General features: G+C 67.4%; 21 protein-coding genes. 5 read left to right on the top strand and 16 right to left on the bottom strand.

Annotation, left to right across the window (positions count from 1 at the left end; all coding sequences use genetic code 11):
• Window positions 1–156: 156 nt before the first annotated feature.
• Window positions 157–1,680 carry an MDR family MFS transporter gene (locus ACZLZQ_RS12105; protein WP_472949566.1) on the top strand — a complete coding sequence of 508 codons (1,524 nt, stop codon included), beginning with the start codon at window positions 157–159 and terminating at the stop codon, window positions 1,678–1,680.
• A 69-nt stretch (window positions 1,681–1,749) separates the two neighbouring features.
• Here the strand turns inward: ACZLZQ_RS12105 and ACZLZQ_RS12100 are convergent, their stop codons facing one another.
• Window positions 1,750–2,130 carry a winged helix-turn-helix transcriptional regulator gene (locus ACZLZQ_RS12100; protein WP_472949565.1) on the bottom strand — a complete coding sequence of 127 codons (381 nt, stop codon included), beginning with the start codon at window positions 2,128–2,130 and terminating at the stop codon, window positions 1,750–1,752.
• A gap of 80 nt (window positions 2,131–2,210) precedes the next feature.
• On the opposite strand from ACZLZQ_RS12100, the gene ACZLZQ_RS12095 reads away from it, so the two are divergent.
• Window positions 2,211–3,260 (top strand): SDR family oxidoreductase, encoded by a 1,050-nt coding sequence (locus tag ACZLZQ_RS12095; RefSeq protein ID WP_472949564.1) that lies wholly within the window; start codon window positions 2,211–2,213, stop codon window positions 3,258–3,260.
• A 281-nt stretch (window positions 3,261–3,541) separates the two neighbouring features.
• Window positions 3,542–3,736, top strand: a complete 195-nt coding sequence (locus tag ACZLZQ_RS12090) for a hypothetical protein (RefSeq protein WP_472949563.1) — start codon at window positions 3,542–3,544, stop codon at window positions 3,734–3,736.
• A 170-nt stretch (window positions 3,737–3,906) separates the two neighbouring features.
• On the opposite strand, the gene ACZLZQ_RS12085 is transcribed toward ACZLZQ_RS12090, so the two are convergent.
• The 4 genes from ACZLZQ_RS12085 to ACZLZQ_RS12070 form a co-directional block, all read right to left on the bottom strand.
• Window positions 3,907–4,353, bottom strand: coding sequence for a Ros/MucR family transcriptional regulator (locus ACZLZQ_RS12085; RefSeq protein WP_472932626.1), 447 nt, complete (start codon window positions 4,351–4,353; stop codon window positions 3,907–3,909).
• 145 nt (window positions 4,354–4,498) lie between these two features.
• Window positions 4,499–5,374: a 50S ribosomal protein L11 methyltransferase gene (locus ACZLZQ_RS12080; RefSeq protein WP_472949562.1), complete on the bottom strand. Its 876-nt coding sequence runs from the start codon at window positions 5,372–5,374 to the stop codon at window positions 4,499–4,501.
• Window positions 5,375–5,387: 13 nt separating this feature from the next.
• The gene (locus ACZLZQ_RS12075; RefSeq protein WP_472933125.1) at window positions 5,388–5,969 is read right to left on the bottom strand and encodes an SCO family protein; all 582 of its coding nucleotides are present in this window, start codon (window positions 5,967–5,969) and stop codon (window positions 5,388–5,390) included.
• A 210-nt stretch (window positions 5,970–6,179) separates the two neighbouring features.
• Window positions 6,180–7,361 carry an MFS transporter gene (locus tag ACZLZQ_RS12070; protein WP_472949561.1) on the bottom strand — a complete coding sequence of 394 codons (1,182 nt, stop codon included), beginning with the start codon at window positions 7,359–7,361 and terminating at the stop codon, window positions 6,180–6,182.
• 301 nt (window positions 7,362–7,662) lie between these two features.
• Between ACZLZQ_RS12070 and ACZLZQ_RS12065 the strand changes: the two genes are divergently transcribed.
• Entirely contained in the window at window positions 7,663–8,469 is an 807-nt protein-coding gene (locus ACZLZQ_RS12065; RefSeq protein ID WP_472949560.1) for a PhzF family phenazine biosynthesis protein, read from the top strand.
• Window positions 8,470–8,499: 30 nt separating this feature from the next.
• Here the strand turns inward: ACZLZQ_RS12065 and ACZLZQ_RS12060 are convergent, their stop codons facing one another.
• The 4 genes from ACZLZQ_RS12060 to ACZLZQ_RS12045 are packed head-to-tail and all read right to left on the bottom strand — an operon-like array spanning window position 8,500 to window position 12,829.
• The gene (locus ACZLZQ_RS12060) at window positions 8,500–9,474 is read right to left on the bottom strand and encodes a Csu type fimbrial protein (RefSeq protein ID WP_472949559.1); all 975 of its coding nucleotides are present in this window, start codon (window positions 9,472–9,474) and stop codon (window positions 8,500–8,502) included.
• The gene (locus ACZLZQ_RS12055) at window positions 9,452–11,866 is read right to left on the bottom strand and encodes a fimbria/pilus outer membrane usher protein (protein WP_472949558.1); all 2,415 of its coding nucleotides are present in this window, start codon (window positions 11,864–11,866) and stop codon (window positions 9,452–9,454) included. Before ACZLZQ_RS12055 ends, ACZLZQ_RS12060 begins: the two co-directional genes overlap by 23 nt.
• 14 nt (window positions 11,867–11,880) lie before the next feature.
• Window positions 11,881–12,306, bottom strand: a complete 426-nt coding sequence (locus tag ACZLZQ_RS12050) for a fimbrial biogenesis chaperone (RefSeq protein ID WP_472949557.1) — start codon at window positions 12,304–12,306, stop codon at window positions 11,881–11,883.
• 40 nt (window positions 12,307–12,346) lie between these two features.
• Complete coding sequence (locus ACZLZQ_RS12045) at window positions 12,347–12,829, bottom strand: Csu type fimbrial protein (protein WP_472949556.1); 483 nt, start codon at window positions 12,827–12,829, stop codon at window positions 12,347–12,349.
• A 481-nt stretch (window positions 12,830–13,310) separates the two neighbouring features.
• Between ACZLZQ_RS12045 and ACZLZQ_RS12040 the strand changes: the two genes are divergently transcribed.
• Window positions 13,311–14,339 (top strand): Tim44 domain-containing protein, encoded by a 1,029-nt coding sequence (locus tag ACZLZQ_RS12040; protein WP_472949555.1) that lies wholly within the window; start codon window positions 13,311–13,313, stop codon window positions 14,337–14,339.
• Window positions 14,340–14,406: 67 nt separating this feature from the next.
• Here ACZLZQ_RS12040 and ACZLZQ_RS12035 read toward each other — a convergent pair whose 3' ends face one another.
• From ACZLZQ_RS12035 to lpxC, 7 genes are all read right to left on the bottom strand, one after another.
• Window positions 14,407–14,703 (bottom strand): AzlD family protein, encoded by a 297-nt coding sequence (locus ACZLZQ_RS12035; protein ID WP_472949554.1) that lies wholly within the window; start codon window positions 14,701–14,703, stop codon window positions 14,407–14,409.
• Window positions 14,700–15,419 (bottom strand): AzlC family ABC transporter permease, encoded by a 720-nt coding sequence (locus ACZLZQ_RS12030; protein ID WP_472949916.1) that lies wholly within the window; start codon window positions 15,417–15,419, stop codon window positions 14,700–14,702. Before ACZLZQ_RS12030 ends, ACZLZQ_RS12035 begins: the two co-directional genes overlap by 4 nt.
• Window positions 15,420–15,611: 192 nt before the next feature.
• Window positions 15,612–16,463, bottom strand: a complete 852-nt coding sequence (locus ACZLZQ_RS12025; RefSeq protein WP_472949553.1) for a 3'-5' exonuclease — start codon at window positions 16,461–16,463, stop codon at window positions 15,612–15,614.
• 49 nt (window positions 16,464–16,512) lie between these two features.
• The gene (gene ligA, locus ACZLZQ_RS12020) at window positions 16,513–19,017 is read right to left on the bottom strand and encodes an NAD-dependent DNA ligase LigA (protein ID WP_472949552.1); all 2,505 of its coding nucleotides are present in this window, start codon (window positions 19,015–19,017) and stop codon (window positions 16,513–16,515) included.
• A gap of 217 nt (window positions 19,018–19,234) precedes the next feature.
• On the bottom strand, window positions 19,235–20,905 hold the full coding sequence (recN, locus tag ACZLZQ_RS12015) for a DNA repair protein RecN (protein ID WP_472949551.1): 1,671 nt from the start codon (window positions 20,903–20,905) through the stop codon (window positions 19,235–19,237).
• A 212-nt stretch (window positions 20,906–21,117) separates the two neighbouring features.
• Window positions 21,118–22,005: an outer membrane protein assembly factor BamD gene (locus tag ACZLZQ_RS12010; RefSeq protein WP_472933129.1), complete on the bottom strand. Its 888-nt coding sequence runs from the start codon at window positions 22,003–22,005 to the stop codon at window positions 21,118–21,120.
• A 254-nt stretch (window positions 22,006–22,259) separates the two neighbouring features.
• The gene (gene lpxC, locus ACZLZQ_RS12005; protein WP_472949915.1) at window positions 22,260–23,204 is read right to left on the bottom strand and encodes a UDP-3-O-acyl-N-acetylglucosamine deacetylase; all 945 of its coding nucleotides are present in this window, start codon (window positions 23,202–23,204) and stop codon (window positions 22,260–22,262) included.
• Window positions 23,205–23,231 lie beyond the last annotated feature (27 nt).

Below are 23,231 nucleotides of genomic sequence, written 5' to 3'. Positions count from 1 at the left end.
GTCCCGCCCCTCTCCCATCCGCCTTTGCTGCGACCGGCGGCAAGCCGGCAGGTCGACAAACTTCCGGGATTGGTCTGGCGCCCGCCAGCGTTGAATCGTATGTAGCCCTTGCATTTAACCGGGGCAGAGACCTCGTCGTGCCCGAAGGCCCCGCTTATGGCTCCCCCTCCGCCTCCCAGTGCCAGTGCCAGTGCCGATGCCGCGGCAGCCGTGCCCGCCGCCTCACCGGCGAAGACCGCCCCTAATTTCCGGACCATCGCCATGATCGTCGCCTCGGCGATGTTCATGGAACAGCTCGACGCGACGATCCTCGCCACCGCGCTGCCGACCATGGCGCGCGACTTCGCCGTCTCGGCACCGGCGATGAGCATTGCGCTCACCTCCTATCTCATCAGCCTCGCCGTCTTCATCCCGGCCAGCGGCGCGATGGCCGATCGCTTCGGTTCCCGCACCGTGTTCCGGGCCGCGATCGGCGTGTTTCTCCTCGGCTCGATCCTCTGTGCCCTCGCCCCGACGCTTTCTTTCCTTGTCTTCGCCCGGCTGCTCCAAGGCGTCGGCGGCGCGATGATGATGCCGGTCGGCCGGCTGGTGCTCCTGCGCAGCGTCGCGCGCAAAGACCTCGTCTCGGCGATGTCCTGGCTGCTGGTGCCGGCGATGATCGGGCCGATCCTCGGCCCCCCGGTCGGCGGCCTGATCGTCACCTATGCCGACTGGCGATGGATCTTCTACATCAACCTGCCGATCGGCATCCTCGGCATGGTCCTCGTCACCTTCTTCATCGAGGACGTGAAGGGCGAGCGCGCGGGACGGTTCGACTGGCTGGGCATGGGCCTTTCCGGCGTATCGCTCGGCTCCCTGCTGTTCGGCTTCGAGATGGCCAGCCGCGACGGTGAGGGCCTGTTCGCGCTGGTGCTCTCCCTCGTCGGCCTGGCCTTCGGCCTCATTTACATCCGCCATGCCCGCCGCCACCCCGCCCCGATCCTCGACCTGTCCCTCATGCGGGTGCCAAGCTTCGGGACCTCGGTGATCGCGGGATCGCTGACGCGGATCACCCAAGGGGCGCAGCCCTTCCTGCTGCCGCTGATGATGCAGTTGGGCTTTGGTCTGTCGGCCGCCACCAGCGGCGGCATCACCATCGCCACCGCCATCGGCTCGCTGGCGATGAAGGCGGTGGCGCCGAGGATCCTGCGCCGCTTCGGCTTCCGCAACGCGCTTCTCGTCAACGGCATCTTTGCCAGCCTCGGCTACGGCGTCTGTGCTGCCTTCCGGCCGGACTGGCCGCTGTGGACGATCTTCGGCGTGCTGCTCGCCTGCGGCTTCTCGATGTCGTTCCAGTTCACCGGGTACAACACGGTCGCCTACGACCAAATCTCGGCCCGGCAGATGAGCTCGGCGACGAGCTTCTACACGACCTTCCAGCAGCTGATGCTCTCGCTCGGCATCTGCGTGGCGGCGCTGGCGCTGCACGGTGCGATGCAGATGCACGGTCACGCGCAACCGCAGCTCGGCGACTTCTCCGCCGCCTTCATCCTGGTCGCGGCGATCTCGCTGACCGCCACCGTCTGGAACCGCCGCTTCGCCGCCGATGCCGGCCAGGAAATCAGCGGCCACGGCGCCGTCGCCGATACCGTCAAGCGCCCGGCAGCCGTCGCGGCCGACAGCGTCGACCAGACGCGATGAGGGCGGAACAGCAAAAGGCATCGTGCTGGTTTTCGGAATTGGACGCGGTGTCGCCGAGATGACGGTTCGTCAGCGTCGACGCGAACTCGGCCGCGGCTGCAGGGCGTCGAGCGCGTCGTCGTTGCGCCGCCCCCAGTCGTAGAGCATCTCGACAGGCTCGACGAAGCGCCGGCCGAGCGGCGTCAGGGCGTAGTCCACCCCCGGTGGGACCGTCGGGTGGACGATGCGCTCGACCAGACCGTTCGTCTCCATGCCCCGCAGCGTCTGCGTCAGCATCTTCTGTGAAATGCCGGGCAGGCTCCGCAACAGCGCGCTGGAGCGGCAGCTGCCGCCGTGGCGGGCGTGCAGCGTGTGCAGCACCATGCTGGTCCACTTGGTACCGAAGAGTTCCAGCACGCGGCGCGGCGCGCAATCCTCGGTCCAGTCCTCGTCCGGCGCTGCCTTTTCCATCCGATGGATACCCTTTGGTGCCGTCTTGATACACAGGCTGGTCTTACCCTAGTTCGCCACAAAACGAACAGGAGAACGACATGACGAAGACGGCACTGGTGGTGGGTGGAACCGGGATCATCGGTCGGGCGACGATCGCCCTTCTGGAAAAGGAAGGCTGGGACGTCGCTGGCCTGTCGCGCAGCCCGCAGCCGGGCGGCATCGCGGCTGACCTCCAGGATCCGGCCTCGCTCGCCGCGGCGCTGAAGGACAAGCGGCCGACGCATGTCTTCATCACGACCTGGGCGCGCCAGGCAAACGAGGCGGAGAACATCCGCGTCAACGGCATGATGGTGCGCAACCTCCTCGACGCGCTGCGGCCCGCCGGCGGCGTCGAGCACGTGGCGCTCGTCACCGGGCTGAAGCACTACCTCGGACCGTTCGAGGCCTACGGCAAGGGCGTGCTGCCGCAGACGCCATTCCGCGAGGAGCAAGGCCGGCTCGACGTCGACAACTTCTATTATGCGCAGGAGGACGAGGTCTTCGCCGCCGCCAAGCGGGACGGCTTCAACTGGAGCGTCCACCGGCCGCACACCGTGATCGGCCATGCCGTCGGCAATGCGATGAACATGGGGCAGACGCTCGCGGTCTATGCCAGCCTGTGCAAGGAGACCGGCCGCCCCTTCCGCTTCCCGGGCTCGGCCGCACAGTGGAACGGCCTCACCGACATGACCGATGCCGGCATGCTGGCCAAGCAGCTGCTCTGGGCTTCGACGACGCCGGCCGCCGCCAACGAGGCGTTCAACATCGTCAACGGCGATGTCTTCCGCTGGAGCTGGCTGTGGACGCGCATCGCCCATTGGTTCGGCCTTGAGCCCGCCCCTTTCGACGGCACCGTCCTGCCGCTGGAAGTGCAGATGGCCGAGGACGCGGCGCTCTGGACCGAGATCGCCGAGCGCGAGAACCTTCAGGAGACAAATCTCTCCCGGCTCGCTTCGCCGTGGCACACCGATGCCGATCTCGGTCGCCCGATCGAGGTGGTCACCGACATGTCGAAAAGCCGCCGTCTCGGCTTCACCGCCTATCAGGCGACGGACGACGCGTTCTTCGCGCTGTTCGAGCAACTGCGCGCCGACCGCTACATCCCGTGATCACGGGCTGACGACACCCGTCGCGGCGGTCGATCGAAGCATCGCCGCGACGGAGAAGGACCGAATCAGGCTACACCGAAAAGGTCGGGCAGTCCGCCATCCCAAAGCCCTTTTTCCTGGCGCGCGGCCGCTGCCGCCCCCGGCACACACGTCAAACTCCGCTATGCCGCAATGCAGCAAATGCGGAGGTGCTATGCGGCGCCGGGGATGGCAGACGTTCCGCATTGCCAGCATGATCGTATCGAGCGGGAGGGTTGATTCGAAAGCTGGAGTTCGACGCCATGCCGACCCGCGCAGACTTCCCCGCCCGCCCCGCCACGCGCGCCCAACATGCCCCTTTTTCCGCTTTCGACTGGCGGCACGAAGGTCGGCGCCTCACCTCGGCAGCGGCCGCCTATCTCGGTGTCGCCCATCCCTGCCGCTTCGAGGTAGAGCCAGCATCGCTCTGCGACATCGTCTTTCCCGAGCGCCGCTGAGACGTCCGGCGATGGGCTGAGCTAACGCCATGCAGCAGCCGCTTCCGGATCAGAGGGACAGGTCGCCGATGGGGCAATCTCTGCGGTGCGAGATCGATGCGCCGCTGCAAGCACGGCGCCGTGAGACCCACTGTCCCCACTGAACGACCGCCCGGGAGAACGCTCCGTGGCTATTCTGCGGCATCCTGGTGGGCATTGGCGTTGTCACCCCTTGGCTTGCGGCCAAGGCGGAACTTCTTTGCCAGCGCCGAGCGCGAGGCGGCGTAGTTTGGCGCCACGATCGGATAATCGTCGGGCAAGCCCCATTTGCGGCGATACTCATCCGGCGTCATGCCGAGATTGGCCAAATGGCCTTTCATCGACTTGAAGCGTTTTCCGTCCTCGAGGCAGATAATGTAGTCGGGTGTCACCGATTTCTTGATCGGGACGAACGGCTTCAGCACGATCTTTTCAATTTTTTCCGGCGTGCCGTTGGCAGCCGTCTTTAATGCCGTATAGACGCTGGTGATCAGGTCCGGCAGATCCGCCGCAGCGACCTTGCTTTGCTGTATACAGGCATTGACGATTGTCGCCGACAGCTCGAGCAGCAGGGTTCTTTCAGCATCTACGGTTTCCATTGACACCCCAAAACTTAGAAAATCATCTTAGGGTGATACTAAAAGCCCCCAGCTTGTTCAAATAATTTGATTGAAGGTGGCTGATGAATAAAAAAACGGAACAATAGATAATGTTACCTTACGTAATTTTTGTCGGTCTATCGGCTCAGCGCGACAGATGCAGGGTCACCCACTCGCCCCGACGCAAGGTCTCGCGGTGCACCAGGCCTTGCGTGCGATAGGCTGCGAGCACCGCCTGACGCTGTCTTTCGAGGATTCCCGACAGGATCACGTCGCCTCCCGGGGCCAGCTGACGCTCGACCGCCGGGGCCAGCTTGATTAGCGGCTGGGCCAGGATATTGGCAACGACGAGGTCATAGGGCGCGAAGGCGCGAATGTCATGCGAGGCCATGCCGGTGGCGACGACGGCGCGCACGAGGTTGCCGACGCCGTTGTTGACGATGTTCTCGCGCGCCACGGCGATGGCGACGGGATCAATGTCGGTCGCCAGCACCGGCACCCGGGCAAGCTTGGCAAGGCCGATCGCCAGGACCGCGCTGCCGGTGCCGAGATCGAGCGTGTTGGTGAACTGCCGGCGGCGCACCAGCCGGTCGATCATCGTCAGGCAACCTGAGGTCGTGCCGTGATGTCCTGTGCCGAAGGCCTGGCCGGCCTCGATCTCGATGCCGAGGTCATTGGCGCGAATCATCCCCCTGTCATGCGCGCCATGCACGATGAAGCGCCCTGCTCGCACCGGCTTCAGCTCCGCCAGCACCGCCTTCATCCAGTCGGTATCGGGAATCGCCTCTACCGAGATCGGGGGGGTGTCGAGCGCGGACAGCGCTGCCGTCACGTCCGCAAGCCGATCGGCGCCGCCGGTCTCGTCGTCGAAATAGACCGAGACCTCGTGGATATCGGCGGCCTCGTCGATCTCGGTGACGCCGACCGGGGCATCCTCGTCCTCGAAGGCCGCATCCAAGGCGTCAAAGATGCGCTGGGCCAGCAGCTTGCCGGTGCGGGTGTGATAGCGGGTCTGGGTCACAGGTCTACCGAGGTCAGAGGGCAGCGAGACGGTCGAGCTTTTCCTTCGCCGTCTTCGGGTTCTCGCCATAGGCGATGGTGCCGGAAAAGCGGCCGGCCGAGTCGAGGAGGAAGGTGGTCGCGGTGTGGTCCATGGCATATTCCGGACCGTCGCCGACCTTCTTGGCATAGACCCCCCAGCCCTTCAGCATCGCGGCAACCTTGGTGGGTTCGCCGGTGATCGCGGTGATGTCCGGTGAGACGGCGCCGAGGTAGTTCTTTAGCACCGCCGGCGTATCGCGCTCGGGGTCGACGCTGACGAACACCACCTGCAGGTCCTTGCCGTCCTGCTTCAGCGCCTTCTGGTATCCCGCGAGCTCGGCGAGCGTCGTCGGGCACACGTCGGGGCAATGGGTGAAGCCGAAGAACACGGCCGAGGGCTTGCCGTTGCGCAGCGCTGCCTCGGTGATCTCCGCGCCGTTCTGGTCGACGAGGCTGAACGGTGACCCGTAAGCCGCCTCTTCCTGGCCTGTTTCGCTGCCGTAGTAATAGACACTGATGGCCGCGCCGGCGCAGAGCGCGACGAAGGCCCAGAGGCCGATTCGGAAGAGAGCGATGCCGCGCATGGTGAACTCCGTGAAACGCGGCTCGGGCCGCCCTTTCCCCGGCGATACAGCAGCCGCCGCCGGACCGCAAAGAAGATCGGCGTGAGACCGCGCTGATCCCCCTCTGCCGAACGCAATGCGGCTTTGCCGCAGCGCCTTGGCGCTCCCTGAAGAAGCGTCAGCGTGCCGGCGAGGCGTCGGCTGCGGCGTGCTGACGAAGTATCAGCCCCTGCGTTCACCGACGAGGAGGTAGACGAGGGCCATCGCCGGGAAGGCGACGCCGAGCACGCAGATGCCGGGCCAGCCGAAGGCCTGGAGAACCGGGCTAGTCAACGCCGAGCCGACGGCGCCGCCGATGAAGAAGGTGGTCATGTAGACCGCGTTCAGCCGGTTGCGGATCTCGGCATCGAGCGAGAAGATCTCGCGCTGGCCGACGACGAGATTGGCCTGGACGCCGAGATCGATCAGAATGCCGGCCGCGACGAAGCCGGCGAGCGTCGCCAGGCCCGCGATCGCAAAGCCCGCCATCACCGTCAGCATGGCGCCAATGGTGGCCGCCCGGCCGTGGCCGCGGTCGGCGAGCCGCCGAGCCACCGGCGCCGCGAGGATTCCAAGGACGCCGGACAGCGAGAACAGGGCGACCTCGGTCGCCGAGTAGCCGTCCGCGAAGAGGACGAGGGGCGTGCCGGTCCAGAACAGCGAGAAGCTCGCAAAGATCGCGGCATGGAACAGAGCGCGTCGCCGCAGCACCCGCTCGCGCACGAACAGCTTGCCGAGCGAGGCGATCAGCGCGCCGTAGGATTCCGTGACGGTCGGGCGTCGCTGCGGAAACAGCAGCATGCCGGCGCCGAGCAAAACCGTCAGCAGCGCCGCCGAGGCGCCGAAAACGCCGCGCCATCCGATATGCTCGGCGAGGATGCCGGCGAGCGGCCGGGCGAGGAGAATACCGGCGATGAGGCCGCTCATCACATTGCCGACCACGCTGCCGCGCTTCTCCGGCGGGGCCATGCCCGCGGCCAGCGGCACCAGCATCTGCGCAGCGGTCGACGTCATGCCGACCACCAGCGTCAGCGCGAACAACGCGAAAAGGCCCGGCAGCACCACGAGGCCGATCAGGCTGAGGACGTTGGCCGCCATGGTCAGCAGGATGACGCGGCGGTTCTCGAAAACGTCGCCGAGCGGCACGAGCGCCACCAGGCCCAGGCCGTAGCCGACCTGGGCCGCCGTCACGAGCCAGCTCTCGGCCGAGGGCGCCAGCCCGGTCTCGGCACCGATCAGCGCCACCAGCGGCTGGGCATAGTAGATGTTCGCCACCAGCGCCCCGCAAGCCAGGGCGAAGAACAAGGTGAGTCCGGGCCCGAGGCCGGGATGGGCCGCGGGCGGCGTGGCGGGAAAGCTGGTCATGGCATGTCCGTTCGAGCGGCGCTGCGGGCGCTATGTCCCGGCGGATATAGGACAACGCGGCTTGACCCGCTATCGCCGGTGACGCAAGGCTGCCGCCCACCGGGCGCCAGCCCGCCGGCTTTCCGGAGTACAACGCCGGATCTGACGAAGTCTTGCGCGGCCGTTCCGAGCCGATAGAGATGGCCGCCGGTGCTACCGGACGACGCCGCCGCCCCCGGAAGCCAATAGCGACGGGCGACACGGCGCCCATCAAAGCCGGGAGGCGCGACACCTCTCCCGCCCATTCGAGTGGAGCCCCGCCATGTCCCTTGCCCTCTACCAGGTCGACGCCTTCACGGACACGCGCTTTGCCGGCAACCCGGCCGCCGTCGTGCTGCTGGATGCCTGGCTGCCGGACGCGCTGCTGCAGCAGATGGCGGCCGAGAACAACCTGTCGGAGACCGCCTATCTCGTGCCGGCCGGCGACAGCCGCTGGGAACTGCGCTGGTTCACCCCGAAGGTCGAGGTGCCGCTCTGCGGCCACGCGACGCTCGCCAGCGCCTTCGTGCTGGCCGAGGTTCTCGGCATGGCCGGCCCGGTGATGACGTTCGCCACCCGCTCCTCCGGCGATCTGACGGTGACGCGCGAGGGCGGGCGCTTCGCCATGCGCCTGCCGATAAGGCGGGTCGCCTCGCCCCGGGCCATCGACCCCGTCGCCGCAGCGCTCGGCGCACGGCCGCTCGAAGTGCTGACGGTCCCGGCCGCGGGCGACGACACGGCGCTGGCGGTGTTTGCGACCGAGGCCGAGGTGCGCGCGCTGCAGCCGGACATGCGGGCGCTCAGCGCCCTCCCCGTGCGCAACGTCATCGCCACCGCCAAGGGCACGTCCTCGGACTTCGTCTCGCGCATGTTCGCGCCGAAGGCCGGCATCGACGAGGACCCGGTCACCGGCTCGGCGCACTGCGCTCTGGTGCCATTCTGGGCCGAAAGGCTCGGCGGCAGGACGTTTCACGCCCGCCAGGTCTCGGCCCGCGGCGGCGACCTCTACTGCACCCTCGAAGCCGATGCGGTGATCGTCGCCGGCTCGGCAGTGCTCTACCTCGATGGCAGGATCCATCTGCCCGCCTGAGGCTCCACCCATGTGGCGATCGGAGGCGGCTTACTGATAGGTGATGGTGACGGTGACGATGTCGGCATAGTTCCCCGATGGAACGTCCTGAGGCTGGACGCGTCCATAGACGGGTACGGAGACCGTCCCAGCCACCCCGGTATCAGTCACCACCGCCCCGACAGTGCTTCCCCAAGGCTGCGTGCGGCTCACATCGGAATAGAGGCCGTAGAGCAGCCGGTTGACCCCCGAGAGCATCACCCGTGCTTCGGGATCGCCCGACCCATTGCGGCCAGTGCCGAGCGCGATCGCGTAGTCCACGCCCGGCGTACAGGTAACCCCGACAGCCCCTTGGCCATCGACCGGCCGGGTGATCCGCCCATGGGTCCCGAAATTGACGTCCCGGGTGGTAATGCGACAGTTGGCGGCAATACTTGCATCGGCCGTGAAGGAGGCCTGCGTGGTGGTGCCTCCCGCTGGCGCTGCGCAGTCGAGCGCGCCCTCCGCGTAGACGAAAGCGGCGTCCCCACCGGCGAAGGTCGAGAGATAGGTCCCCCTTGGCGCCCCCCCTTGCTCGATCGCGACGCGGCCGTAGACCGTCGCGGTGCCCGAGGCCTCTGTGCCGTTGACCGAGAGCGGGATCAGCCGCGGATCCCCGAGCGCCGGCTCGGACACGCTGCCCCAGGAAATCGTGCGGCCGGCATCCGCGTAGAGGCCGAACAGAAGCGCGTCACTCCCCTGTGCGAGCTGCCGCGCGCCGCCGGTGCTCGGCGCGCTGCCCCGCCCGAGACTTGCGCAGACCGACACCGTGCTGGTGCCGGCCGCAACCTCGGTGCAGGTGACGGAAATGGTCGCACTGCTGTCATCCGGAAAGTCGCTCAGCGTGTCGACGGGGCCGAAGCTGAGGCTGGACACGGTCGCGCTGCAGTTGGCAGCCTGCGCCGTCCCCGGCAAAAGCCAGAACGTACCGCTGAAGAGGATTACGGCGAGAAGCCGCCTGAGATCAGAGAGGGCGACAGACCGCATCTGGAATACTTACCTGTCGTCCCTTGCGGGAGGAGTAGGCGAAATCGGCGGCGCACGCGCTGCCATCGGTTCGCGTGATGGCGACACGGTTTTGGGCCGTCAGTCCGTCGATCATCGCCTGACCGTCGTAGCCGATGACGAAAGGCTCGCCATCGGCGCCCAGCCGGGCCAGGGCCCCCATCTCGATCGGGGTGCCAGCGGGGTCGGTGAAGGTGACCAAAGCGACCGCCGCCGCATCGCTCACCCCGAAGCGCAGGACGACGCCGGCCCGATCGGCGGGCACGACCTCATCCCGCGTCTTGTTCACCACCGCGTCCAGCGACAGGCGGGTCGGGTCGATGGAGATCTGGTTGGGCTCGTAGGCCCTCAGGCGCGGCAGCAGCAGCTTGCCGTTGCGGCCCGATCGGCCGGCCGGCCGGTTCTCGTAGCTGACCTCGACATCGGGCGCCCCGACATCGACGATGGCAAAGGCGTCGTCGATGCGGTTCGACAGGAAGACGTCGCCGCCGGCCGCGACCACTGCCCCCTCCATGCGGCCGCTCGCCCGGTACTGGTCGTCCTGGGCATCGACCCGCGCGGTCAGCAGCGCGAAGGGCGCGCGGTAGCTTCCTTCGCCCGAGCTGACGGGATCGTCGATCCCGTCGCGCCGGACCCGCCAGCCGTAGTCGCCGACCCGCTCCCCTTGCGACTTCGAGACCTCCGACGAGATGCCGAGGCCGTCGCGATCGGCCGCGGCCGAGACGGAGCCGCGGACGCCGCCGCCGAGCGGCATGGAAAGCGTGGCGTAGAGGCCGAAACGGTCGTCGTCGAGATCGGTGAAGGCCGAGACGGACCCGGTGAGGTTGGCGTAGAGCGTGCGGCTGTAGCTGAGGCTCGCCAGACGCTGCTCCTCCCCCTCGACGGTCACCAGCCGGGTGTAGCCGAGATTAAGAAAGGACGCATCGAACACCAGGGGCACCGAGAGGGAGATCTGGTCGAGCGCGCGTGGCGGCCGGGCGGACAACAGGAGGACTTCGTTGTCCCGGCGCGAGACCGGCTCGGCGGTGACCGAAGCGATGTCGTCGTAGTCGCCGAACGTCCGCTGCACCCGCCCCTGCATCCGCACGCCGACGAGGTCCATTTCCACGCCCGCATCGGCGAGATAGCCGGTGCCCGCCTTGCTGCGGCTGGCGGCGCCGGCGAGCGATCCGACACCGAGCGCGCCGAGGCTGAAGACAGCGCCGGCCCCCGCGTTGATGAGGTCCTCGCCGCCTTCCGCATGCGCCTCCACGGTCAGGCGGTCGGCGATGCCGTAGCGGACGCTGGCCGAGCCCATCGGACGCCCGTCGTAATCGTTGGAGTCCCGGCCAAAATCGTTACGGGCGAAGCCGGCCTCGGCGGAAAAGTCGAGGAGGCCGGGCGCCAGCATCTTGCTGGAGGCGTAGAAGGCGCTTTCCGTCTCCACCTCCTGTCCCTGCGCGTCCCGAACGACGATGCGCGCCCTTCCATTGCCGGTGGAAATCGGCAGGTTGACGATCTCGAACGGTCCCGCCGGCACCGCGCCGGAATAGCGCCGGGCATTGTTGAGATAGACGTCGACGGTCGACGGGACGGCGGCGCTGCCCGACAGCTCGGGCACCGGGATGGTTACGAGATCGGACCGCAGCGAGAAACTGCGCTGGATCTGCGCGCCGCCGAGCCGGCTCGGACGCGTCCAGCCGAGACCACCGGTGATGAGGTCGCCGCCCCGATAGGTCACGAGGGATCCCGGATCCGAATAGGACCAAGTGCTCTGAAGTCGGGTCGAATCGTAATAGGCATCGTCCGACGTGCTGGCGATGAAGCCTTGCGAGAAGACGCCGTAAGGCCCGTAGGTCCGCGCCTCGAACGCGCCGGACACCCCCTGGAAGGCATAGGGGCGACGCTTGGCGGCGTTGTCGACGCTGGACGTCAGCGAATAGTTCATCAGCGCGCCGTAGCCGGACGGGGTCACGAGAGGAGCCTCTTCCGCCTCCGGCGTCTTGCCCCGCACGTCGACCTTTCGGGCGGCGCGCCCGGCGTCGGACGCGGTGAAGTCGAGGGATTGCAGGGCTGCGTCGTAGACGAAGGAGACTGCGGGCAATTGGTCGAGCTGGACCCGCCCGTCCGGGCGCAAGGCCGACGGCACGGGGATGATCCCGACATTGCGCAGCTGGTCGCTCGCTATCGACAGCGTCCCGTCCGCGTCCTCCTGCACTTCGGCGATCAGACCAGACTCGACACCATTGATCGAGACCGCGAGGTAGAGAAAGGCCTCCGGCTGGAGCGCCTCGTCGACCGCCACCGGATCCGGCACCGGCACATCCTGTGCCGGCGCCGCGGTGGTCACAAAAAGAGCCGCCAGCGTGCCGAGAAGGTTTGCCCGGCACGCCAAGACCGCGACCGCCTTCAGGGCGCGAAGCGGACGGGGATGGAATGGCGAACGACGATGTTCACCGTCCCGGCCGCCGGGCGCTTCGCGCTCGGCAACTGGTCGACCATCAGGCGGTAGTTTTCTTCCTCGCCGAGAGGCCGCTTGGTCACCCGAACGACCCGGATGAGGTTTTCGCTGCCGCCGGCGAGCTTCGTCAGCGGCGGGCTGACGACCACGTCGGTCGTCGCCTCGAAGCGATCCTTCCCGCCGACCTTCGTCCAGCGGAAGATCCGGACTTGGACGCTGACCGGCGCCTTCTCCTCGTTCCACACCCGGATCGTCGAGGCGGCAGTGCCGCCCCGCAGATCGAGACCGGTCGGAGAGACCCGCAGAGACGCGGCCCCAGCGTGCGAAAGACCAAGCCCCAAGGCAAGGCCGACGGCCACCAACCGTTGGATCATCATTTCACTCTCTCCTTGTTGGAAGCCGTCAGACGAAAGCTCAATAGGTGATCGTGGCGAGGACCGAGTCGGCATAGGTTCCTGTCGGCACGACCTGTCCGGCCGGCACGGTGCCATACGCGGTGAACTCTTCGCCGGCTTCCGTTGCTGCCGCGACAGCAAGGGTAGCGGTGGGGCTCCACGGCAGCGTGTTCGCTGCGTCCTGATAGATCATATAGTCGATGGTGTTCGCGCCGCTCGTCATCTGACGCAGCGTATCGGTTGCGCCGGCGCCGCCGCCGATGCTCAGGGCGATGGCGTAGGGCGTGCCCGGCGTGCACTGGACCGTCAGTTCCGCGGTGGCGGCAAGGTTCGCGTCGATCAGGCCGGTACCGGTAAAAGCCATGGCCGTTGTGGCGAGGGTGCACTCGGCGGCGACGACCATGCTGACCCCCATGGGGGCATTTGCCGTCTGGGCTCGTGCGGCACTCGAAACGCCGACGAGGCAGGCCATGCCGAGCATGACCGTGAGAGACATGTTCATGGAGAACTCCTTAGAGGCGCGTATTCGCAGCGCTGCCGTCAGCAAAGATATCCCCGCCAGGCCCCTTATCAGTATCTAATAAGCCTAACACATCAAAACGATAATCAGTAATTTCGAGTAATTTACTCTCGATATATTTTCCTGACTATCTAAAGTCATAAATAATAATTCGCGAATGTATCATTAAAGCTAGGCTCACTGAGTATTTTGAATCAAATAGAGGGTTTTTTGTTTGGACTTACTGAGCACCCATCCTCGCGATGCCGCGCTTCTGCAGCCCTCTCCGGGCTGCAGTGCGTCCTGTTCAGCTGGTGCGAAGGTACCTGCTCCACCTGGCTTTTGCAGCGGAATGGCGAGTCTGGCGGCACATGAAGTGACGCTCGCGAAACCACCGATAAAATGACGTTCGACGTCTACACATTGCCGGCGGCGCTTCTTACATTCGAGAACACCAAGATCTTTCAGCCGAGGAACCGCCTTTATGTTTTCTACCCGGAAGCTCCGCTTCGCAGGCGTGTTCGCGGTTGCCGCGATGGCCTTCTCCATGGTTGCGGTCGACCATGCCGACGCGCGCCGGATGGGCGGAGGCGGCTTTGGCAGCCGGGGCGCGAGGACCTATCAGTCGGCACCGCCAACGGCGACAGCGCCGAGTGCCGCGGCGCCGGTCCAGCGCTCGATGACGCCGAATGCCGGCCCGCAGACGGCAAATGCTGCACGTAATGCCGGGCAGCAGCGCCCCGGCTTCTTGAACGGCTTCGGCGGCTCGCTGCTGCGCGGCCTCGCCATCGGTGGCCTAATCGGCATGCTGTTCGGCGGCGGCTTTGGCGGCATGGCCGGCCTGTTCGGCATGATCCTGCAGATCGCGCTGATCGGCGGCGGCATCTATCTCCTGATGCGCTTCCTGCGCTCGCGCTCGTCGTCCACCCCGGCCATGGCCGGCGGCCCGGCTGGCGGCAACGGCATGAACCGGTCCGGATATGAGCCGCAGTCGTCCAACCGGCCAGCGGCCGGCGGCCTTGGCGGACAGGGCGGCGGCCTTGGCGGTGGGCTCTCGGGCCTCAGCGCCAAGCTTGGCGGCCAGAAGGCCTCGATCGGCAATCCCGACGAGATCGGCGTCTCCCCGCAGGACCTCTCGACCTTCGAACGCATGCTCGCCGACATCCAGGGCGCTTACGGGCGCGAGGATTACGCTAGCTTGAGGGCTGCGACGACGCCGGAGATGATGTCCTACTTCTCCGAGGAACTCGGCACCAACGCTTCGAACGGCGTGAAGAACGAGGTGTCGGACGTCAAGCTGCTGCAAGGCGACGTGTCGGAAGCCTGGCGCGAGGGGCAGACGGAGTATGCGACCGTCGCCATGCGCTATTCTTCGATCGACGCGACGCGCGAGCGGGCGACAGGCCGGGTCATCGAAGGCAATGCCGAAACGCCGAGCGAGAGCACCGAGGTCTGGACTTTCACCCGTCAGGGCCGGGGCGCTTGGCTCCTGTCGGCGATCCAGTCGGTCTGATTGATCTACAGTCTTGGAAGAATGCTTTGCGGGCGCCGAGAGGCGCCCGTTTTGCTGTCGGCCTTTGTCAGAACCCTGCCGCGCGGGCCAGCGCCACGAAGGCCGTGCCGATGGCGACCACGGCGATCACCGGCAGCCTCAGCGACAGGACGCCTGCGAGCAGGATGGCGACGCGCTCCGGCCAGTCGCCAGTGATAAGGACCGGCGCGACGATGGTGGTGATCACCGCCGCCGGGACGGCGTTGAGCGCCGCCTCGAGCCTTGGCGGGATCCGCTCGACGCGGGCCAGCAAGAGATGGCCGGCGAAGCGGGTGACATAGGTGAGGCCGGCGCTTAGCCAGATGATCCACCAGATGTCGCTCATGCGCCCACCTCCCGCGAGGAGCGTCCGTCCGGGGCGGCCCCTTTAGGCAGCGGCGCCAGCACGGCGTAGAGGATGCCGCCGAGCGCGCCGACGGTCACATGCCAGGGCGGCCCAAGCGTCAGGTAGCTCGCGATGGCGGCAGCGGCGCTGGCCATCACCACGGGATAGAAGGCGGCCCGGGCGCGAAAACCCATCAGCAGCGTCAGGAAATAGACCGGCAGGATGAAGTCGAGCGCGAAGGCCTTCGGGTTCTCGATCAGACCGCCGAACAGCGCGCCGATGAGCGTCGACAGAAGCCAGGCGGCATAGAGCGCGAGGTTGTAGGCGAAGTAGAAGCTCTTGGTGAGCGGCCCCCGCGCTGCGCGCGCCTCGGCCTCGGCAAAGGTCGGGTCGGTCAGGAGGAAGAAGGCGGCGGCCTTCTGCACCGGCGAAAAACGCGTCAGCCGCCGGCCGATCGAGGCGGAGTAGAGCACGTGGCGGAAGTTCAGCGCGAACACCGACAGCGCCACGACGAGCACCGGCGAGCCGAGGCCGATCATCTCGATGGCGACGAACTGGCTCGCGCCGCCATAGACCGTGGCGGAGAAGCCGACGGCCTGGAACACGGTCAGGCCGGCATCAACCGCAATCGCGCCGTAGACCATGCCGAAAGGCAGCACGGCGACGAGAACGGGCAGCACCTGGCGCAGGCCGGCGCGGGCTTCTGAGACTTGGATCAAGGGCGGAGCTCACCGGTTGAGGGGCGTGCGCTGGTGCAACGACGGCGCAAGGCGTCGTAGCCGACCGGCCGGCGACCGGCAACGCGCAGCACCGCGTTCATCTTGCCAAGAGCAGCTCTTCCCTGGGAAAGCGGGTTGGAGCGCGACGGAAAGGAGGACCCTGGCGGCAACCTTCAGCGGAGCGGCGCTCTACCCGCGGAACATCTCCACGAGCTTTCTGGCTTCCTTCCGGTTGTCGGAGAGAAGGTCCTTGAGATCACCGGCCTTCAAGAGCTTCACGTGCCGGCACTCCGGCCGGAAGCGGGCGCCGATGCAGCCGCAGAGGAGTTGCGGCGCGGCGCCTGGCTTCAGTTTCAGGCGGATCTCGTAGGGCGTGCCGCTGGAGCCCTTCACCACGAACAGCCCGGCCTCCGGCGGCTGCGGCGTGCGCACCGCGTTCAGCGCCTCCAGCGCCCTTGCGGCGATGCCGCCCTTGGCCAGCGACGGCAGCGCCGGATGGTTCTTGCGCAAGCCCATGGCGAGGGCCAGTTCGGCGACGCCCTTGGCCTTCCTCGCCTTCACGCCGGCCAGCGCGATCGCCGCGCAGGCGAAAGCATCTTCGCCGGCGTGGTGGTGCTGGAAGCGGACCCCGAAGCGATCGGCGAGCGCGTTCAGCCGGTGGCTCGGCTCGGACGGCCAGAGCTGGCGGGCCATGCCGAGCGTGCAGCTGGACGACAGCGCCGGGCGGCCGAGTCCGTAGGACTGGAGGCAAGCATTCAGCACAGAGACGTCGAAGCTTGCATTGTGCGCGAGCAGCAGCGCGCCGTCAAAGGCCGCGGCGAACTCGCGGTAGACGTCAGGAAACTGCGGCGCGTTGCGTACGTCATGGGCGGTGATGCCGTGGATCGAGGTGTTAATCGCCTCGAAGCGCAGCTCGCGCGGGCGGATCAGCCGGTATTCCCGCCGCGTGACGGTGCCGCCCTCGATCCAGGCGAGGCCGATCGCGCAGGCGCTGTCGCGCCGGTTGGTGGCGGTCTCGAAATCGATCGCGATGATGGTCATGCCCGGCCCGCCCGCATGCGGCGGCATCCGCATGGGCCAACCGGAGCCGTCATGCTTGCCCCGCCAGCTGGCGCCACTCGTCCTCGGAGATCACCTTGACGCCGTGCTTCTTGGCATCGGCCAGCTTCGACCCGGCGCCGGGGCCGGCGACGACGAGATGCGTCTTGGCCGAGACCGAGCCGGACACTTTCGCGCCAAGCGCTTCGGCCTGCGCTTGCGCCTCCGGCCGCGTCATCGTCTCCAGCGAGCCGGTGAAGACGATCGTCTGCCCGTCGAATATCCGCTGCGACGCATCCGCGGTCTTCCAGGTGACCTTCACCTGTTCCAGCAGCTCGGCGACTGCGACGCTGTTGTGCTCCTCGCCGAAGAAGTCGATCAGCGAGAGCGCGGCCACCTCGCCGATATCGGCGCCTTCCGCGAGCGTCCGGAAGACCGGGCCGGGCTCCTGGCTGACCGCCTTCTGCAGCGCCACCCGCAGACCGTCGCCTTCGCCGTAATGCTCCTTCAGCGCCAGCCGCTGGCGGGTGTTTAGCTTGGCGGTCTTGTCGCGGATCGGGTCCCAGGCCGCGTCGCCTTCGTGCATCCGCGCGGCCTCGATCATCCGGTCGAGGGTGATTGTGCCGACCGAGTTCACCGAGCCGAGCTCCAGCCAGTCGTCGCCGGGGCGCTCGCTGGCGGCGATCCGCACGGCCTCGATGACCTTTTCGACGGTGCCGTAGAGCTTCACCAGCGCCTTCGACGTGGTCTCGCCGACATCCTCGATGCCCAGCGCGAAGAAGAAGCGGTCGAGCGCGATCTCGCGGCGGCCGTCGACGGCGGCGAGGAGGTTCTTGATCGACCGGTCCTCGTCGTCGCCCTTCTTCTTGGCCGCCTTCTTCACCGGCTCGGCCTTGCCGCTGGCAAGTCGCTTGGCTTGCGCCAGCTCCGCCCGCCGGTCGCCGATCACCTTCTTCAGCGGCTCGAACTCCAGCTTGAAGATGTCGGCGGGTCCCTTGACCAGCCCGGCGTCGAACAGCGCCTCGACGTAGATGTCGCCGAACCCCTCGATGTCGAAGGCATTGCGCGAGACGAAATGCTTCAGCCGCTCGCGCCCCTGCGCCGGACAGGTCAAGCCGGCGGTGCAGTGGGTCTTCGCATCGTGCCGGCCGATGCGCGGGTTGAAGGCGCGAACCGCGTGGCTGCCGCAGCTCGGGCAGCGCGTCGGGAAGCGGAACGGGGTGCTGTCGTCCGGGCGCTTCTCCGGTAGGATGTCGACGATCTGCGGGATCACGTCGCCGGCGCGCTGGACGATCACCGTGTCGCCGATGCGGATGTCGCGGCCTTCCCGGAGAGGCGCACCGTCCGGGCCGATGCCCTTGATGTAGTCCTCGTTGTGGAGCGTCGCGTTGGAGACGACGACGCCGCCGACGGTGACTGGCTGGAGCTTTGCGACCGGCGTCAGCGCGCCGGTACGGCCAACTTGGATCTCGATGTCGCGCAAGACGGTCGTCGCCTGCTCGGCCGCGAACTTGTGGGCGATCGCCCAGCGGGGGCTGCGCGAGACGAAGCCGAGCCGCTTCTGGAGCGCGAGATCGTCGACCTTGTAGACGACGCCGTCGATGTCGTAGCCAAGGCTCGCCCGCTGTTCCTCGATGGCGTGGTAGTGCGCGATGAGCCCGTCGATGGTGTCGAGGCGGCGCATCAGGGGGTTGACGGCAAAGCCGAGCCGGCCGATGGCGGCCACCACCTCGGTCTGCGTCGCCGCAGCCTCGCCGCTCTCGGCGAGCGGCAGCGCGCTTGCCTCGCCCCAGGCATAGGCGAAGAAGCGCAAGGGGCGCGCGCGCGTGATCTCGGCGTTCTTCTGGCGCAGCGAGCCGGCGGCGGCATTGCGCGGGTTGGCGAACTGGCGGATTTTTGCCGTATCCGCCTCGCTTTCACTTGGCTCGTCACCATCCGCGGCGGCCGTATCGCCGCCCTCGCCCGCCAGCCGCGCATTCAGCGCGGCGAAGTCGGCATGCGACATGTAGACCTCGCCGCGCACCTCGAACACGTCCGGCTTCCAGCCGCTGAGCCGGTGCGGGATGTCGTCGACGGTCAGCGCGTTGGCGGTCACGTCCTCGCCGACGGCGCCATCGCCCCGCGTCGCCGCCGAGACGAGACGGCCCTTCTCGTAGCGCAGCGACAGCGAGAGGCCGTCGATCTTCGGTTCGGCGGTGATCGCGAGCGGCGCGTCGTCCGCGAGCTGCAGGAAGCGGCGGACGCGACGGCCGAACTCGGCGACGTCCCGATCGTCGAAGGCGTTGTCGAGCGAGAGCATCGGCAGCGCGTGCGTCACCTTCGCGAATTTCGATGAGGGCGCGGCGCCGACACGGGCCGAGGGCGAGTCGGCGCGGATGAGATCGGGAAACCGGCGCTCGATCGCGGAATTCCGTCGGCGCAGGGCGTCGTAGTCGGCATCGGAGATGGTCGGCGCATCGTCCTCGTAATAGCGAAGGTCGTGTCCCGCCATCTCCAGCGCGATCCGCTCCAGCTCGGCGGCGGCTTCGTCGGCGGTGAGGTTGTCGATCTCGGTCATGGGATACGCCGTTGCAAAGGGGGTCGATCTCCCCCCTTGAGAAGGAGATGCCGGTGGGCAGAGGGGGGCGAACTGCTGCCCCACGCGAGAATAACGTTCGAAGCGGGGGGAGGCTACCGCCAGAGGCGGCGTTGCACGTCTCTTGCAAAGGCCCCGCCTTTCGGCGCCCTCCTCTGGCCTGCCGGCCATCTCCCCCTCAAGGGGGGAGAGCGGCAGCTCACGTCGCCCCGATCAGCTGCGCCGCGGCCGCCCTCGCCTCGGCGGTCACGTGCTCTCCGGCCAGCATGCGCGCGATCTCCTCGGTGCGGAACTCGCCGGCGATGGGCTCGACGCGGGTCGCCAGGCGTTCGTCGTCGGCGCGGGTCTGCGCCTTGGAGATGAGGAGATGGGTCGAGGCGCGGGCCGCCACCTGGGGCGCGTGGGTGACCGAGAGCACCTGGACGCGGGCGGCGAGGCGCGCGAGCCGGCGACCGATGGCATCGGCGACTGCGCCGCCGACGCCGGTGTCGATCTCGTCGAAGACCAAAGTCGGCGCCGAACCCTTGTCGGCGAGCGCCACCTTCAGCGCGAGCAGGAAGCGCGACAGCTCGCCGCCGGAAGCGACCTTCATCATCGGGCCGGCGCGGGTGCCGGGATTGGTCCGGACCCAGAACTCGACGGTGTCGATGCCGGCGGCGGTCGGGCTTTCGGGATCGCGCTTCATGTCGGCGATGAAGGCCGCGCGCTCGAGCTTCATGTCCGGCAGCTCGGCCATCACGGCGGCCTCGAGCAGCGCAGCGGTGGCGACGCGCTTGTCCGACAGGTCGACGGCCAGCTGGTCGAGCTTCTCGCGGTGGGCGTGCACCTCCGCCTCCAGCGCGGTCAGCTTCTCCTCGCCCGCGTCGAGATCGGCGAGGTCCTCGATCATCCCCGCCATCAAGGCTGGCAAGGCATCGACGGGCCGCGAGAATTTCCGCCCCGCAGCGCGCAGCGCGAAGAGGCGCTCCTCGGTCTGCTCCAGGGCGCGCGGGTCGAATTCGAGGTTGCGCAGCGCCGTCTGGAGGCTCATCTGCGCGTCCGACAGCGCGTCGAGCGCTGTGTCCAGCCGCTCGATCGCCTCGTCGAGCAGGCCTGGCAGCTCGTCTTTCTTTCGGTCGAGTCGCTTCAGGAGGCCGGCGAGACCGGGGATCGGCGAGGAATGGCCGGAGAGCTCCTCGTGCGCGTCGCCGACATCGGTCGCGATCTTCTCCGAGCGCATCATGATCTGGCGGCTGGCGGCGAGCTCCTCCTCCTCGCCGACGACGGGGGCGAGTTCGGAGAGTTCATCGACCGAGGCGCGGATATAGTCGGCCTCGCGGGCGGCCGCCTCCACCTTGGCGCGGTGGCGGACGAGCTCGGCCTCGGCGCGCTTCCAGTCGGCATGCGTGCGGGCGACCGCCTCGGCTTCGCCTCGGAGCGCCCCGTACTCGTCGAGAAGCCGCCGGTGCGCCTCGGGATCGACCAGCGCACGGTCATCGTGCTGGCCGTGGATCTCGACGAGGCTGACGCCGATGTCGCGCATCAGGCCGACACTGGACGGGCGGTCGTTGATGAAGACGCGGGTGCGTCCGTCAGCGCTCTGGATCCGGCGCAGGATGACATCGCCGTCGTCGTCGAAGCCGTTCTCGGTGAGGAGCTTGCGCGAGGGATGGGCGGCCGGCGGATCGAACACCGCCACCACCTCGCCTTGCTTGGCGCCGTGCCGCACCAGGCTGCCGTCGCCGCGGCCGCCGAGGGCCAATGCCAGCGCATCCAGAAGGATAGACTTGCCCGCACCCGTCTCGCCGGTGAGCACGGACAGGCCGTCGCTCAGCTGGAGATCGAGGCGTTCGATCAGGACGATATCGCGGATCGAAAGGTGAACAAGCATGCGCGCCGATGGCTAATCGCTGTCCGGTCGAAAGGCAACCGGCGGGATGGAAGATATGTGCGGTCGAACGCGAAACGCCAATGGGCGAGCACCGCCGTAACCGCCTCCGCCTACGAAAAAACCGGGTTGGAAGGCCCGGCCATGAAAAAAGCCGGGTCGCCCCGGCTTGCTTCCGTTCTCGTTCGCTCTGCCGCACCCGGGGGCGCGCCCCTTCAGGAAGGGTCGCCGCCGCCGGTGATGGCGTTGGTCGCCTTGACGAACCAGGAATTGCCGCCGGTGCTGGCGCGCGGCTCCAGGCCCTTGGACTGCAGCAGCGAATAGCTGTCCTTGTACCACTGCGATTCCGGGAAGTTCTGGCCGAGCACCGAGGCCGAGGCCTGGGCTTCCTGGACGAGGCCCATGGCGTAGTAGGCCTCGGTCAGGCGGGCCAGCGCCTCCTCGACATGGCGGGTCTGCGGGAAGGCCTCGACGACACGCTTGAAGCGGTTGATGGCGGCGATGTACTCGCGGCGCTCGAGATAATAGCGGCCGACCTGCATTTCCTTGCCGGCCAGCTGGTCACGCGAGACGCGGATCTTGGTGCGGGCATCCTCGGCATATTCTGAGTCGGGATAGCGGTCGACGACCTCTTGCATAGCGGCCGCGGCGCGCGCCGTCGCCTTCTGGTCGCGCGTCACGTCCGGGATCTGCCGGTAATAGGCGAGGCCGATGATGTACTGGGCGTAGGCGGCTTCGCTCGTGCCGGGATAGGTGTTGAGGTAGCGGCGCGAGGAAGTGACCGCCTCCTCGTAATCGCCGGAGCGGTAGCTGGTGAAGGCGCTCATCACCAGAGCCTTGCGGGCCCATTCGGAATAGGGGTGCTGGCGGTCGATCGACTTGAATTTCGCCGCAGCCTCCTTGAGGCGGCCGCCTTCGAGGTTGGCGAGGCCCTGGTTGTAGAGCACATCCGGCGGATCGGTCTCGGCGGCCAGCGCCAGAACGTCGATGTCGTCATCCTTCCCGGACATGCAGCCGGAGAGGACGAGGGGCGTGGCGACGAGCACGAGGCAAGCCGAGAGCCGCGCCAGGCGTGACGTCGCTCGCAATGGCGTCGAGATCAGCATCAATCGGATTCCCCTGCGTGTTTCCTGCGGCCCCAGCGCTGTCTAGAACAGACACCGGCCCCCGGCAACGTTTGAAGGGGGCGCAAGGCGCCTTTTTTATGGCACCGGGGAGCGTCATCCCATGCAAAGGCGCCGCGCATCCCAAGATGTCGCAGCGCCCTGCACCAGCATAAACAGTATTGAAGAGAGAACTGTCAGTCTAACGACGAATCGACACGCAGATTCTTGTCTTGAGACGACCGAGCGCCGCCTTAAAGAGTCTGCGGGCCGTAGGCAGGCGCGGCGACGGCCGCGGTGATCAGCGGCGAGTGCCGAACGATTTCGCGGCGACGCGACGGCATCTCGACGATCTCGTAGGCGGTGCGGTCGGCGAGCAGCGCCTGCAGCGCCAGCGCGTTCAGCTTGTGGCCGCCGCGATAGGAGCTGTAGCAGCCAAGAATGCGGCCGCCGGCCAGCGCCTGGTCGCCGATCGCGTCCAACGCCTTGTGCCGCACGAACTCGTCGACGAAGCGAAGGCCGCCCTGGTTGATGATCCGGTCGTCGTCGCCGATAACGACGGAATTTTCCAGCGAGGAGCCGAGCGCGTGGCCCGAGGCCCAGAGCCGCTCGACATCCTTCATGAAGCCGAAGGTGCGGGCGCGGGCGAGCTCGTCGCGGAACATGCGCGCCGAGAGGTCGGCCTTGAACGTCTGGCGGCCGATGGCGGCGGTGGGGAAGTCGATCTCGATCTCGAAGCGGGTACCAGCATGCGGCGTGTACTCGGCCGAGCAGCCGTTCATCTCGACGCGAACCGGCTTCAGCACGCGGATGTAGCGGCGCATCGTCGCCTGGCTGCGCAGGCCGACGGACTCGATCGCCGCGACGAAGGCCGCCGAGCAGCCGTCCATGATCGGGATCTCGTTGCCGTCGATCTCGATGACCGTGTTGTCGACGCCCATGGCGTAGAGCGCTGCCATCAAATGTTCGATGGTCGCCACATGAACGCCATGAGGGTTGCCGATGATCGTCGACAGGTCGGTGGCCGGCACGTTCGAGGAGATCGCCTTGATGGTCTTCGGCAGGCCGGGACCGCCGCAAACGCGGAAGACGACGCCGGTATCGGCGGGAGCGGGCAGCAAGGTCAGTTGCACGGGGTTGCCGCTGTGGACGCCGACGCCGTCGAAATCGATGCGTGCGCCGAGCGTCTGCTGATACATTGTCACGTGCGGTAGTCCCTTTCACTT

The sequence above is a fragment of the Mesocryomonas lacus genome, from assembly GCF_055730105.2.
This window is presented reverse-complemented; position numbering and strand designations above follow the sequence as displayed.